The organism is Pseudoalteromonas sp. S3431, assembly GCF_000690035.1.
GTDB classification, from domain to species: domain Bacteria; phylum Pseudomonadota; class Gammaproteobacteria; order Enterobacterales; family Alteromonadaceae; genus Pseudoalteromonas; species Pseudoalteromonas fuliginea.
The window spans coordinates 35,196-48,705 of the sequence record NZ_JJNY01000038.1 but is presented as its reverse complement, the minus strand read 5'-3'; the positions used below and the strand labels follow the sequence as shown (position 1 = coordinate 48,705).

13 protein-coding genes and 4 tRNA genes are annotated in these 13,510 nt (G+C 39.5%); 3 read left to right on the top strand and 14 right to left on the bottom strand.

Annotated elements, in window-relative coordinates; genetic code table 11:
* Window positions 1–97: 97 nt before the first annotated feature.
* From DO88_RS10145 to DO88_RS10210, 14 genes are all read right to left on the bottom strand, one after another.
* Window positions 98–173 (bottom strand) — tRNA-Lys (locus DO88_RS10145).
* A 64-nt stretch (window positions 174–237) separates the two neighbouring features.
* Window positions 238–313: transfer RNA gene (locus DO88_RS10150), tRNA-Lys, on the bottom strand.
* A gap of 60 nt (window positions 314–373) precedes the next feature.
* Window positions 374–449: transfer RNA gene (locus DO88_RS10155), tRNA-Lys, on the bottom strand.
* 171 nt (window positions 450–620) lie between these two features.
* On the bottom strand, window positions 621–1,370 hold the full coding sequence (gene ybgF / locus DO88_RS10160) for a tol-pal system protein YbgF (protein ID WP_033023873.1): 750 nt from the start codon (window positions 1,368–1,370) through the stop codon (window positions 621–623).
* 13 nt (window positions 1,371–1,383) lie between these two features.
* Window positions 1,384–1,926, bottom strand: a complete 543-nt coding sequence (gene pal / locus DO88_RS10165; RefSeq protein ID WP_007378882.1) for a peptidoglycan-associated lipoprotein Pal — start codon at window positions 1,924–1,926, stop codon at window positions 1,384–1,386.
* Between the two features lie 34 nt (window positions 1,927–1,960).
* A complete protein-coding gene (gene tolB / locus DO88_RS10170; protein ID WP_007378883.1) occupies window positions 1,961–3,319 on the bottom strand; it encodes a Tol-Pal system beta propeller repeat protein TolB in 1,359 nt (452 codons plus the stop codon).
* A gap of 9 nt (window positions 3,320–3,328) precedes the next feature.
* Window positions 3,329–4,255 (bottom strand): cell envelope integrity protein TolA, encoded by a 927-nt coding sequence (tolA, locus tag DO88_RS10175; protein ID WP_033031002.1) that lies wholly within the window; start codon window positions 4,253–4,255, stop codon window positions 3,329–3,331.
* Window positions 4,256–4,259: 4 nt separating this feature from the next.
* Window positions 4,260–4,691 (bottom strand): protein TolR, encoded by a 432-nt coding sequence (gene tolR, locus DO88_RS10180; RefSeq protein WP_007378885.1) that lies wholly within the window; start codon window positions 4,689–4,691, stop codon window positions 4,260–4,262.
* The gene (gene tolQ, locus DO88_RS10185) at window positions 4,678–5,382 is read right to left on the bottom strand and encodes a protein TolQ (protein ID WP_007378886.1); all 705 of its coding nucleotides are present in this window, start codon (window positions 5,380–5,382) and stop codon (window positions 4,678–4,680) included. Before tolQ ends, tolR begins: the two co-directional genes overlap by 14 nt.
* Before the next feature lie 1,144 nt (window positions 5,383–6,526).
* On the bottom strand, window positions 6,527–7,537 hold the full coding sequence (gene ruvB, locus DO88_RS10190; protein ID WP_007378887.1) for a Holliday junction branch migration DNA helicase RuvB: 1,011 nt from the start codon (window positions 7,535–7,537) through the stop codon (window positions 6,527–6,529).
* Between the two features lie 7 nt (window positions 7,538–7,544).
* Complete coding sequence (gene ruvA, locus DO88_RS10195) at window positions 7,545–8,162, bottom strand: Holliday junction branch migration protein RuvA (RefSeq protein ID WP_002960647.1); 618 nt, start codon at window positions 8,160–8,162, stop codon at window positions 7,545–7,547.
* Window positions 8,163–8,164: 2 nt separating this feature from the next.
* The gene (gene ruvC / locus DO88_RS10200; RefSeq protein ID WP_007378888.1) at window positions 8,165–8,689 is read right to left on the bottom strand and encodes a crossover junction endodeoxyribonuclease RuvC; all 525 of its coding nucleotides are present in this window, start codon (window positions 8,687–8,689) and stop codon (window positions 8,165–8,167) included.
* A 129-nt stretch (window positions 8,690–8,818) separates the two neighbouring features.
* Entirely contained in the window at window positions 8,819–11,320 is a 2,502-nt protein-coding gene (locus tag DO88_RS10205; protein WP_033039187.1) for an ABC transporter permease, read from the bottom strand.
* On the bottom strand, window positions 11,310–12,023 hold the full coding sequence (locus tag DO88_RS10210) for an ABC transporter ATP-binding protein (protein WP_008137049.1): 714 nt from the start codon (window positions 12,021–12,023) through the stop codon (window positions 11,310–11,312). Before DO88_RS10210 ends, DO88_RS10205 begins: the two co-directional genes overlap by 11 nt.
* Between DO88_RS10210 and DO88_RS10215 the strand changes: the two genes are divergently transcribed.
* The 3 genes from DO88_RS10215 to DO88_RS10225 all read left to right on the top strand — a co-directional run bounded on the left by DO88_RS10215 (window position 12,024) and on the right by DO88_RS10225 (window position 13,417).
* A complete protein-coding gene (locus DO88_RS10215; RefSeq protein ID WP_033039186.1) occupies window positions 12,024–12,647 on the top strand; it encodes an arylesterase in 624 nt (207 codons plus the stop codon).
* 110 nt (window positions 12,648–12,757) lie between these two features.
* Window positions 12,758–12,834: transfer RNA gene (locus DO88_RS10220), tRNA-Pro, on the top strand.
* Between the two features lie 79 nt (window positions 12,835–12,913).
* Complete coding sequence (locus DO88_RS10225) at window positions 12,914–13,417, top strand: hypothetical protein (RefSeq protein ID WP_033039182.1); 504 nt, start codon at window positions 12,914–12,916, stop codon at window positions 13,415–13,417.
* The last annotated feature ends 93 nt before the right edge of the window (window positions 13,418–13,510 follow it).

Genomic DNA, 13,510 nt, shown 5'->3' with positions numbered 1-13,510 from the left:
AACTGAGCTAATGACCCGCTCATGCACCTATTTAAAATAAATAAGCTTACGTAAATCCGCCGATTGATACCAAACCGTATTCACAAGGAATAAAGAATGGTGGGTCATGATGGATTTGAACCATCGACCAATTGATTAAAAGTCAACTGCTCTACCAACTGAGCTAATGACCCGCTCTGATATAATTGTCTGTACTAAAGTCTAATTTAAACCATTATATTATTTATAAATATAAAATGGTGGGTCATGATGGATTTGAACCATCGACCAATTGATTAAAAGTCAACTGCTCTACCAACTGAGCTAATGACCCGCTCTAATTTAACAACTTTAAATACTACGTAAATCCGCCGATAAAAGACCATTTTAAAAATGGTGGGTTATGATGGATTTGAACCATCGACCAATTGATTAAAAGTCAACTGCTCTACCAACTGAGCTAATAACCCGCTCTTTTTGCCGCATTTCGAGTGGGGTAACCATTCGTTTGCTGCGGGCGCTTATAATACTTATTTATAAAATGAGTGCAACCGAAATTGTCTCTTTTTTTAAGTTTTTATGCCTAGTTGACCAATTTTAGACCGCTTATGACAAAAAGCAGTCTAATCAAGCCGATTCAATTATTTTGATAAGCGTTCTGTGGCCAATTTTGCAGCAGTTGTACTTGGATACTGATTAACAAGATCATTCAGAATTTTTAGAGCTTCCTCTGCTAAACCTTGCTCTTGCAAAAGTGTTCCTAGCTTTAACATTGCATCTGGTCGTTTATTTGAATTAGGAAATTCATTAACGACCACTTTAAAGTGCTCTATTGCTTTTACTGGCGTATTTTTAATCGTCAGCAATTGTCCAAGCCAATAATGTGCATTAGATGCATAAACTGAGTTTGGGTATGACGTTAAAAAAGTTTGAAACTCAGGAATTGCTTGATCATAACGCTTATCCTTCATTATAAGCGCTACAGCACGCTCGTATGCTTCGTTTTCAGATAAATCGTTACTGTATGTCTGTGCATCACTTGGTTGCGTATAATCAGCTGCAGGCGCTACAGCAGGTTGTGCATATGCTTGGCTTACGCGATTTTCAATTTCTTGATAAAGTTCGCGTTGACGCTGCAGTACTTTTTCAAGCTTATAGCTTTGTTCTTCAGTTACGCCACGGATTTGACTTACTTCATCTTGTAATAGATTAAGTTGTTGCTGTAACTCTACTTGTAAAAAATTACGCGACTGCATCATGCTCTCTAATGATGCTAAACGCTTCTCAATACTTGATTGTGAACCTGCAGCTTCTGAAACAGGAGCGGGAGCAGCCATTAACTGGGTGCTCCCGCTCAATATCATGGCTGCCAAAATAAGTTTCGGCTTCATAATATCTCTTATCTTAGTAAACGAGTACCGCACGGCGGTTTTTAGCGAAAGCTGATTCAGTGCGAGATTTAACCATTGGCTTCTCTTCACCGTAGCTTACTACTGACATTTGGCTAGCTGAAACACCTAAACTTTGTAAGTATTTCTCAACCGCTTGGCCACGGTGCTCACCTAGTGCAATATTGTACTCTGGCGTACCGCGCTCATCTGCGTGGCCTTCAATTAGTACTTTAACTGATGAATTTTGAACTAAAAATTCAGCATGAGCACGAAGTAAGTCAGCGTATTTGCCTTCAACTGTCGCTTTATCAAAATCAAAGTAGATTACTTGCTCTTGGCGTAGTGCTTCGTATTTTTGACGAAGTTGCTCTTCTGCTTGTTGCTCAGGAGAAATTGTAGCCACTTCAACTGTGTCTGTATTTGTCGATTGCTCAACAACAGCTTCATTTGTTTGATTTGCAGCACCTTCATCAATATCCGAAGATGAGCTACAAGCTGCTAATGTCATTACTGGCACAGCAATTAGCAGGCCTTTAAGTATTTTGTTAAGTTGCATTAAGTAGATTCCTATTTTGAGTAAACCAGTAATATTACTGTAAATATGGCGACCAAGCTGGCGCCTTTACTTGTCCGTCAAGCACAGGTAAACGAGCTTTAAAGCGACCGTCCATTGATACCAGCGCGAGTACCTGTTTATTATTATGAAGCGTGCTATAAATAATCATCGAACCATTTGGTGCTATGCTCGGTGATTCATCTAGGCGAGTTCGCGTTAATACTTGAAACGCGCCCGTAGCAAGCTCTTTCTTAGCAAGATGGTACTGCCCGTTGGTACGGTTAACCATCACTAATTCTTTACCGTCTGGTGTTATCGAACCCGCAAGGTTCATATCACCATCAAAGGTCAATCGCTGTGACCTACCAGTTTTTAAATTTAACTTATAAATCTGAGCATTACCACCCCTTTCAGAGGTAAACACTATATCTTGACCATTTGGATACCAAGATGGCTCAGTATCTATACTACGATGTCGCGTAAGACGTGTTTCTTTGCGTGTTGCCAAGTCTAATAAGTAAACTTCTGTAGCACCCGTTTTGTCTTTAGAAAGCACTAAAAGAAGCTTTTTACCATCTGGCGAAAACTGCGGAGCACCGTTAATACCGCGATAACTTGCAATAACTTCACGCTTACCGGTATACAAATCTTGAATATAAATTTGGCTTTGACGGTTCTCAAATGTCACATACGCTAATTTTGTGCCATCAGGTGACCAAGCCGGTGACATTAGTGGCTCTTTCGAACGTAGTAACACCTGTTCGTTAAACCCGTCATAATCTGATACAACAAGCTGATAAGGCTTATCATCACCATCTCGTACAATTACGTACGCAATCTTGGTTAAAAAAGCACCTTTCTCACCCGTTAATTTCTCATAAATGACATCACTAATACGATGTGAATAACGACGGAAACCACTTATGCCAATAACACTATCTCGTGCTTCTAAAATATGATCTTGGCTTTTAAGTAACTTACCATTACTCATCATTTGCGTTTCACCACCCGTGATTTGACCACGAATAACATCGACTAACTCATAACGTACTAAATAACGTCCATCAGTCTGTTGCTCAACCTCGCCAACAAGTATCGCTTCAACACCTTTATTAACCCAAGATGCATAATCAATGTCAGCATCTTTGTTTGGTTGTTGCGGCATTTGCATAACATCTACAGGCTTAAACTTACCACTACGCATGAGATCTGCAGCAATAACATCACTTATTTTTTCAGGAATTGGACCAACACCATTGTATTTAAACGGCACAATTGCAATAGGTCTTGCACCATCTACACCTTCTGTTATTACAATTTCAAGGGCTGCGTTAGCAATGCCCTGAAAACCAAATAACAGCACTAAACAGGCAATTTTTACTTTGTTGAACATATCATTCCTTTAGAATTCTGGCTTGATTGTTAAATTAATATTCTTAAGTTGTTCGAATACGTCTTTGTCTTTAGATACCGGTAATGTGTCAGCCATACGAACAGCCCTAAGTGCAGCCTCACAAACTAGTTTATCGCCGCCTAATGATTTAACTTGTGTTACTAAACCATTAAAGCCTAAACGAATATTTACTCGGCACTGCTGATTTTTCATTTTCTCGTCGATCAGTAAGTTCTGCTGAATACGCGCCATAATTAGAGCGCGATATTTATCAACTTCACCCACGACCTGTTGTTGACGTATTTTACTACGCGCAGCCTGCTCTTTAGCAAGTTGTTCTTGTAACATTTGTTCTTGTAGGGCCTGTTGACGCTGTTGTTCAGCCTTTTTAGCACGTTCTTTAGCCTCTTCATCACGCTTTTTACGTTCATCTTCAGCTTTTTTAAGTGCTTCTTCCTCAGCTTTACGCTTATCGGCAGCTGCTTTTGCTGCACTTTCAGACTCTTGCTTTTGTTTTTCGGCTTGTTTTGCTTTAGCACGTTCCTTTTGTTCTATTGCGCGTGCTTTTTTAGCTTGTGCTTGCGCCTCGGCTGTTTCTTTTTCTTTAGCCTTACGTTCTTGCTCTAATTTCTTAATATGACGGGTTTCTGACTCGCGCTGTTTGCGCGCATTTGCAGCTCTGCGCTCTAAATCACGGATGCGTTTGTCTTCTGCCTTTTTTTTGTCTTTTTCTTGCTTTTGGAGTTCAGCTATTTTCTGCTCAACCATTTTTTGGTCAACTGTCACAGCTGACACCGCTTTATCAACATCAGGTATAGCTTTATTAAGCGTTACTTCCATAACCTTTGGTGCTGGCGGGTGAATGTTTGCCGATGCATATAAAAAACCACCCAGCGCCACATGCAAAACTACTGATTTAATTAATGAACTACTCATACCGTTATTTTGTCCCTTCGAAGGATTCTGTCATTAATCCAACTGACGGTACACCGGCACTTTTTAAAAAGTCCATTAAGAGCAATACCTCTTGGTATGATACTTTTCCAGATCCCTTTATCATTACAGGTACATCAGGATTTTTCATTAGCTGTAACTTAATCACAGCCGCTACATCAAGCGCCTCCATCGGAGCCTCTGGATCAGTCCCTACACTAACGTAATATTTACCTTGTGCGTCAATCGAAGCAATAATAGGTGGCGCATCTTTAGTATCAACTAAATCTGACTCCGTCATTTTAGGCAAGTCGACTTTAACACCATGTGTAATAAGTGGCGCTGTTGCCATAAATATAATCAGTAGCACCAACATTACATCAATGTAAGGAACTACATTAATTTCTGCGACCGGACGGCGCTTCTTACGCTGATACATTCGCTTGGGCCTCTATTTGTGTAGCTGCTTGACGGTGTAAAATATTAGCGAACTCTTCCATAAAATTAATGTAGTGAGATTCTAGCTTTTCAACTTTATTAGAAAAACGGTTGTAAGCAATAACAGCAGGAATAGCTGCAAACAAACCCATTGCTGTGGCAATAAGTGCTTCTGCTATACCAGGTGCTACCATCTGCAACGTAGCTTGTTTAACTTCACCTAATGCTATAAAAGCATTCATAATGCCCCATACAGTACCAAACAAGCCTATATATGGGCTAATTGAACCCACTGTCGCTAAAAATGATAAGCTTGACTCTATTTTCTCTATTTCTCGAGAGAGTGCCACGCGCATAGAGCGGTGTGTACCTTCCATTACAATACTCGCACTTTGAAAGGTGTTTTTCTTATGTCGTGCAAACTCTTTAAAACCGGCTGTAAATAGAGCTTCAATACCTTCAGATTGACCGTTACGTGATGAAATTTCGTTATATAGTTTACTTAAATCAATACCAGACCAAAATTTTTGTTCAAACTTTTTAGCACTTGCTAACGCATCTGATATTGCTTTTTTACGCTGAAAAATAATTGCCCATGACATTACAGACATAGCAACTAGCCCTAACATTACTAGTTGAACAAGCAAACTGGCTTCTAATATTAAATCCAAAAAATTAAGCCCTGATCCCACGTGAAACTCCTAAATAGTATCAAAATACGTCAAATTGATTGATTTGTGTAAATATGACCGCTCGTGCAGCCAAAAGTTGCACATAGTGTATCGAGTCCATTTCAAACTGACAACGATATTGCTATGAATAAGCAACAAAAAACGTTGAAATAACCTTTATTTCGCAATTATCTAGCAAAAGAATTTAAAGCCATTTCCGCTATTTAATAATGTGCTCAAGATATGCTTAAATATACAAGCAAAACATCATAAAACGCCTCATTTATTCAAAATCACTGCATAAACACTCAAAAAACTTAAACAAAATCTAAAGGTAATAGTAAAACTAATAGCGACAAGCAGTGCAAACTCAAACTTAATCACTAATTTTCATTAACTTACAAACAGAAAAAAACATTAATGAACAAGTTTTAAACAACCAGAAATTTCATTGCATTAGTTTTTATAATCCGAAATTATAAATTTTCTAGTTTGAATAATAAATATATATTGCGTATTATCTCCCCATACCGAGCTGGCACTGAGTGAAATAGCTTCATTAAGCAAAGTTTTTAGTAATAGGATATTTATCGTATTACATTGTTTTACATTTTTAGGATAAAACCTAGTTGTGTAAAATGTAGTTCCCCAAGATTACTTCCTTCAACTTGTTGTTTACCCGCATTTTTTGCGGGTTTTTTTTTGCCAAAAAAATTGAAATCATTTAATACCAATTTGCTTAATTGAGCGATCTATTTTGAGATAAGAAAATCGTATCTATAACAAGGCAAAAATTTCGTTATTTAGTTGTTATCACTCATTGCTCTGCATCCATGCAGTCGTATATCAGAAATTTTTTACACGGTTAACGTCAGATTTAATCCCTCTAATTGATTAAGTATTATTGCAAACTAAACAACACTGTAACAGCCTAATACGATAACGGCTATGCAATATACTCTATCTATCTAATAGCCCGCAGCATAGCCACGCAAGTCTTAACGCTCTGTGAATTAAGCGTTAACTGATTATATAGTGGGTAAAATTGTAATAACTTGGTTTAGAGTAACTATGTGAAAATATGGTGGGTAACATTATAAAATTAGGTATACGCGCTTGCTGTACATTTACTTATGCAAGCGCAAGTGATTAATTGAAATTTAGATTAAGTCGTCTTTTTTGGCATTAATCCAAAGTGATGGTATGCACTGTCAGAGACTATTCGCCCGCGAGGTGTGCGCTGAATAAATCCTTGTTGGATCAAAAATGGTTCTATCACATCTTCTATTGTTTCGCGCTCTTCACCAATAGCAGCCGCTACATTGTCGAGCCCTACTGGGCCGCCCATAAATTTTTCAATTATGGCGAGTAAATATTTACGGTCCATATAATCAAAACCACTTTTATCTACGTCAATCATATCAAGGGCTTGCTTAGCTACATCGGCGTTTACTGTGCCGTCAGATTTTACTTGAGTGTAATCGCGTACACGGCGCAATAAGCGGTTTGCAATACGTGGTGTACCCCGCGAGCGCTGCGCGATTTCGGTAGCGCCATCATCACACATTTCTAAATCTAGGTAATGTGCTGAACGCCCTACTATGTGCGATAAATCTTCTACAGAATAAAACTCTAATCGCTGCACAATCCCAAAACGGTCACGCAGTGGCGATGTAAGCGAGCCTGCTCGTGTGGTTGCACCAATAAGTGTAAATGCAGGTAAGTCTAATTTAATAGAACGCGCAGCTGGGCCTTCACCAATCATTATATCAAGCTGGTAGTCTTCCATTGCGGGATACAGTATTTCTTCAACTTGCGGGCTTAGCCTATGTATTTCATCTATAAACAATACATCGCCTTCTTCTAAGTTGGTTAGTAGTGCAGCTAAATCGCCTGCTTTTTCAAGTACAGGGCCTGATGTTGTTTTAATGCTTACGTGTAATTCGTTGGCTACAATATTTGCAAGCGTGGTTTTACCAAGCCCAGGTGGGCCAAATATTAATAAATGATCGAGCGCTTCACCACGGGTTCGGGCGGCTTCAATAAAAATTTCCATTTGCTGCTTAACATGAGGCTGGCCTCTGTAGTCGGCTAAAAGTTTTGGTCTTATTGCACGATCTATAGAGTCTTCATTTGTTTTTTCAGTCGCATCAATTAAGCGATCCGCTTCAATCATGGGTTACTCACAACATAGATTTTAAAGATTCTCTAATAAGAACCTCAGTAGACATATCGGGTTTACTTATCGATTTTACGGCTTTTTGAGCTTGTGGCAATTTATAACCTAATGCAAGCAGTGCCGATACGGCATCATCCGCTGCATTATTAGCAATTGTCGCATCGCTCATTGGCTCTATTACTGCGCTGTCGCTAAATGGCGTAAATAAATCATTACCCCAATCTTTTAGCCTGTCTTTCATTTCGAGTACTAAACGCTCGGCTGTTTTTTTACCTACACCGGGTAATTTAACAAGCGATGTTGAGTCTTCGTTATTTACACAACTTACAAATTGTTTTGCCGACATGCCCGATAAAATAGCTAAGCCAAGCTTTGGCCCTACGCCATTTGCTTTTAATAGCTCTCTAAACAAGGCACGTTCAACTTTATTATTAAAACCAAATAATAGTTGAGCATCTTCACGCACTACAAAGTGCGTATAAACAATCGCATTTTCACCAATTTTTGGTAAATCGTAAAAACAGGTCATTGGCATTTGTACTTCGTAACCTACACCACTTACTTCGAGTAATATTTCTGGTGGCTGTTTTTCGACTAAAATACCATTTAAGCGGCCTATCATAATTATTTCCTTAAACGTCCTCTAACAGTTTTGCTTGCGCTGCCCGCTAGTTTAATTAAATTTTGTTCTGAATGGGCGTGGCAAATCGCAATAGCGAGTGCATCAGCTGCATCGGCCTGTGGCGTACCGGGTAGTTTTAAAATATTTTTTACCATGTGTTGCACTTGTGTTTTATCTGCGCCACCGTTGCCTACTACTGCTTGCTTAATTTGCCTAGCTGAGTATTCAAATACGGGTAAGTCGGCCATTGCAGCGCCAACAATCGCAGCGCCTCTAGCTTGGCCTAGTTTTAAAGCTGAATCGGGGTTGTGCGCCATAAATACTTTTTCAATGGCAAAGGTTTCTGGCGAAAACTGCTCAATAAGCTGTGTAATGCCTTGGTAGATCATTTTAAGCCTAATCGGAAAAGGATGATCGGCTAACTTAATACAGCCACTGCCTAAGTATGTAAATTTAGAACCTTGATGGGCAACAACACCATATCCGGTCAAACGTGAACCAGGATCGATCCCTAAAATAATGGCCAAACAGCGCTCCATTGTTATTATTTTTAAATTACGCTAATAATGCCAGAGCACTGTATAAATTACCAGTACAAAGAAAAACAAAAATGCCCACAAACTAGGTGGGCATTTACAGGAGCATGTTAGTTTAGCTTACCCTAGGGCACGCACTAACCCTTGGGTGTTTTGTTTAAGTGTTCGGGCAATCATTAAATAACCTAAACCTGCCACAAATACGCCACCAGCTACCGGCCCAATAACCCATATATGTGGGTGTAACTTACCTGCTAGGTCAAACATTTGTTGCTGCACAATCAAAAGCGCTATATCGCTAAAAAATGCGGCAACTAAACCAGCTAAGCCACCTAGTAATAAAAACTCATACAAGGTCGCATTTTTAATTAATCGGCTTTTAGCGCCAAGCGTTCTAAGTATGACAATTTCTTGCATACGCTCACCTAAACTAGCTTGCACTTGCGATATAAGTACAAGCGCGCCACACAGCACAACAATTGCAAGTACAAAACCAATGGCGAGCGATACTTGCGAAATAGTAGTTTGTATTTGCTTAACAAAGTTATCAATATCAATAGCTGTAATAGTAGGGTAAGTACGTAATAACTGGCTAAAGTCACGTTTTTGATCTGGATTTATACGTACCGACGAAATATACGTCGCCGGAAAATCTGCAAGTACATCAGGACTTAAAATAATAAAAAAGTTAGGTTTAAGCGTGGCCCAATTTACTTTGCGCACACTGGTGATTTTAGCGTCGAACGACTGCGAACCAATTAAAAATGTAAGCGTATCGCCTATCTCAACATCTAAACGCTCAAGCATCGACTCCTCTACTGAAGCCTCAGCCATCGCATTTTCACCAAACCACGTGCCTTGTGTTACTTCATTTTGATCAGGCACATCTTTAAGCCATGTAAGATTTAGCTCACGACCAATACCTGCACGTGCTTCTTCGTCTTTTTTCTCGTTGTCTTGCAGCGATACAGAACGTGCTACCAACTCGCCGTTTACCGCATTTACACGTCCACGAATAGTGGGATAAAACTCTGATACCTGAATATCTTTTTGTGCTAAATATTCATTAATTGGCTCAAGCTCGTTTTGCGTAATATTAACTAAAAACGCATTAGGCGCGTCGCTTGGTAGTTGCGACTGCCAATCAGATATCATGTCGTTTTTAAGTACCACTAAAAACAGCAGTAATTTAATCGCTAATGAAAAACTAATTAACTGTACCGCGTTCACATTTGCACGCTTTTGGATAGATGCAATTGCAAGCGACCAACTGTTACCTGGCTTAAGTCCTAATTTTCGACCGCCGCCAAATATTAATTTAGATATCAAAAACAACACACCAATTAGCGCAAGTGTTGATATAAACAAAATAAGCGTTATTTTTATGTTGTTACTAAATAACCACATTAATAAAAATACGGTTAGCGCGCTCATACTTAAATGCACACGACTTACTGCCAACTTATCGCCTAAGTTACGGCGCAGAACTCTAAGCGGTGGAATATCAAATAAATCAAATAACGGTTTAATAGAAAACATAACAGCACAAATTACGCCGGTGCTTATAGCCACCAGCCAAGGTTTAAAGCCACCTAAGGGTAACTCTGTGCCCATACTTTTTGATAAGTAACTTGTTGCTATTTCTTGCAAGCCATAACCAATTAACAGCCCTATACTTACCGCCATTGCACATACAAGCAATAAATGAAGCATGTATATTTTGCGGATCATTGAGCGGCTACCGCCGAGCGTTTTCATCATCGCTACTGGGTCGTATTGGCGTTCACAATAACGTTTTGCTGAAACAGCTATAGCCACTGCAGCCAAAATAATACCTAATAGGCCGGCAAGTAATAAAAAGCTCTCTGCGCGGTTTAAACTGTTTGAAATGGGTGATTGGCGGTCTTTAACGCCATACCATTGTTGGTTTTCTTTCATTTGTGGTTTAAGCCACTCGTAAAAGCTATTTATGTCGGCCTCACTACCTGCATAAAGTTGGCGGTAATAAACACGACTACCCGGTTGCACAACTTCGGTTTTTACCACATCGTCAATATTAATAAGCACGCGGCGGCTACTCGAAAATACATTAAATGGCGCGTCTGGCTCTTCTACAATAACTTTTGAAACATTAAATAATGCAGCGCCGAGCTCTACTTGCGCGCCTATATCAATATTTAAACTGTAAAATACCGATTCACTTAGCCACACATTACCCGGCGTTGGTCCGCTATTAGCAACCTTAGTTTCACCGGTTAGGGTATCTTTAACTTTTAACTGCCCTTTTAGCGGGTACGCATTAGATGCCGCTTTTACTGAGCTAAACTGCATTTCATCATCGGCAAACAGCATAGTGTCGAAATACACCATTTGCGCCGTTTTTAAATTTTGGCTCTGTGCTTGAGTAATAAAAGCGGTGTCCAGAACATGATCGCTTGCAAGTACACGGTCTGCTGCAATAAAAGCACTGCTTTTTTGCGCAATACTTTGCCCTATTCGCTCAGTAACCATCGACAGTGTAAGCACGGTTAACACAGCAAGAGCGATAGCTGCGCTTATAACCGTGAGCTCACCACGGCGAAATTCTCGTGAAAATAATTTAAGCGCTAACTTAACCCACATTAGCAACGTCCTCTACTTGGCTTTTTACCAGTAAACCCGCTTCTATTTGAATAATGTGCTCACATTTTTGTGCAAGCCCTTCATCGTGAGTAACCAAAATAAGGGTAGTGCCGTGTTGCGTGTTTAAATCAAATAATAAGGATTCAATCATTTTACCGTTTTTGCTGTCTAAATTAGCCGAAGGCTCATCAGCAAATAGTATTTTAGGTGTACCAATAAAAGCTCGCGCAATAGCAACACGTTGTTGCTCACCGCCAGAGAGTTGCGACGGGTAATGATCAATTCGATGGCTCAAGCCTACTTTTTCAAGCAAAGCAATTGCTTGCTCTTTCGCATCACTTTCGCCAGCAAGCTCTGCTGGTAGCATAACGTTTTCAAGCGCCGTTAAGCTTTGTACTAACATAAACGATTGAAACACAAATCCAATTTTAGCCGCGCGCAGTGCAGCACGCTCTTCTTCATCTAAATTGTGTAATGGCTCGCCATCTAAAAATATTTCGCCGCTGCTTGCGGTATCCAGCCCCGCTAATAAACTGAGTAACGTTGATTTACCAGAGCCCGACGTGCCAACAATAGCAACAGACTCGCCATGCTTGACATTAAAGCTGATGTCGCTGAGGATGGGCAGCTCACCTTCAAAGGTAGAGACTACTTTAGACAAACCATTAACCTGAATTATATTTAATTGAGAAAGCGCTGACATATGACTCATTCAATCCTTCGTTTAGTATTCATTTTATTTTTAGTTATCAAACCGCTGAGCGCAGCAGCCGACAACACGATTTTAATACTCGGTGACAGTTTAAGCGCAGCCTACGGACTTCAACAAGAAGAAGGCTGGGTAAAATTGTTACAAGATAAATACGATGACGAACACGCCGACATTGAACTTATCAACGCCAGTATTAGTGGCGAAACATCTGGTGGAGCCCTACGCCGTTTAGATGCATTGCTTGAGCAATACGAACCCACTCATGTACTTATTGAGCTAGGTGCTAATGACGGTTTACGTGGTTTCCCTGTTAAAAAAATGCAAACTAACTTAACGTCTCTTATTCAAAAAAGCCAAGCAGCTAATGCAATGACCGCCTTAATGGAGATTTACATTCCCCCTAATTACGGCCCGCGTTACAGTAAAATGTTTACTGACACTTTTTCGCGCGTTAGCGAAGAGACAAGTGCGCATTTAATGAACTTTTTTATGCTAAACATTGCCAGCCAAGCTGAGCTAATGCAAAACGATAGTTTACACCCTAACAAAAAAGCTCAGCCAATAATACGAGATGAGATGTATGACTCGATCAAAAAGTGGTTAAATAAAGACTAGCCAATTAGTACATCGCAAGAGTGCTATTTTAGCGTTCTTGCGTAATAAACATCCAAACAAACAATCGCTTATTGATTTTTAAAAAAATACACGTACTATTGCATACAAATCGGTATGTGGCGCAGCTTGGTAGCGCACTGTCATGGGGTGGCAGGGGTCGAGAGTTCGAATCTCTCCATACCGACCAATTAATTCCTCTTTATTTCAAATTGTTATAAATTAAACTCTCTTCTTTATCGCACTATTAAATTATTAGCAGGACTAAGTTGAACTCAGGTGCATATTTTGAAACTCAGATAGGTTTTGCTTTAGTTCAGCTTTTACCTATTTTCCCGATAGCACTGCTTTTATTTATATTATTTAAATTTTCTGACGTTACTCAATATATTTCAGAGATTTTAAAAATAAGTAGCAACAAATTTCTTTTGGGTTTTGGTTTTTTATCTTGCGTTTTGGTATCGGATAGTATCTTTGGTTACTTTAAAGTTTCACATTTACGCCAAATCATTGATGAGAAAAAGTATCAGATGGTAGTTGGATGCGTGAAACATTACAATTCTGAGACTTCACCAACAAACTACCGTACGGAAACGTTCGTAATCGAAAATACAAAATTCCAATTTAACAATTACACTCAAAGTTTATATTTTACTGGCGATGATCATACCGATAACTTCATCACTAAAGGCCAGTGTATGGAAATCAGTTATGTCATAGACGGTCAGAAAAATCACATTTTTAAAATCGTCCCGTTAACGAGGCGTGACTAATGTCCGCAATTGGGACTAAGCAGCGGGTTGACCTGACCCGATAAAGTAGACATTGAGTAGCTAGTTGATTTAACTCGTACCATCTAAGTAATA

Bases quoted from the DNA above. Each gene is read 5' to 3' on its own strand.
- tolA (WP_033031002.1), bottom strand. From the start codon at position 4,255: ATGAGTAGTTCATTAATTAAATCAGTAGTTTTGCATGTGGCGCTGGGT.
- DO88_RS10215 (WP_033039186.1), top strand. From the start codon at position 12,024: ATGACTCATTCAATCCTTCGTTTAGTATTCATTTTATTTTTAGTTATC.
- ybgF (WP_033023873.1), bottom strand. From the start codon at position 1,370: ATGAAGCCGAAACTTATTTTGGCAGCCATGATATTGAGCGGGAGCACC.
- ruvB (WP_007378887.1), bottom strand. From the start codon at position 7,537: ATGATTGAAGCGGATCGCTTAATTGATGCGACTGAAAAAACAAATGAA.
- tolB (WP_007378883.1), bottom strand. From the start codon at position 3,319: ATGTTCAACAAAGTAAAAATTGCCTGTTTAGTGCTGTTATTTGGTTTT.
- DO88_RS10210 (WP_008137049.1), bottom strand. From the start codon at position 12,023: ATGTCAGCGCTTTCTCAATTAAATATAATTCAGGTTAATGGTTTGTCT.
- ruvA (WP_002960647.1), bottom strand. From the start codon at position 8,162: ATGATAGGCCGCTTAAATGGTATTTTAGTCGAAAAACAGCCACCAGAA.
- DO88_RS10205 (WP_033039187.1), bottom strand. From the start codon at position 11,320: ATGTGGGTTAAGTTAGCGCTTAAATTATTTTCACGAGAATTTCGCCGT.
- pal (WP_007378882.1), bottom strand. From the start codon at position 1,926: ATGCAACTTAACAAAATACTTAAAGGCCTGCTAATTGCTGTGCCAGTA.
- tolR (WP_007378885.1), bottom strand. From the start codon at position 4,691: ATGTATCAGCGTAAGAAGCGCCGTCCGGTCGCAGAAATTAATGTAGTT.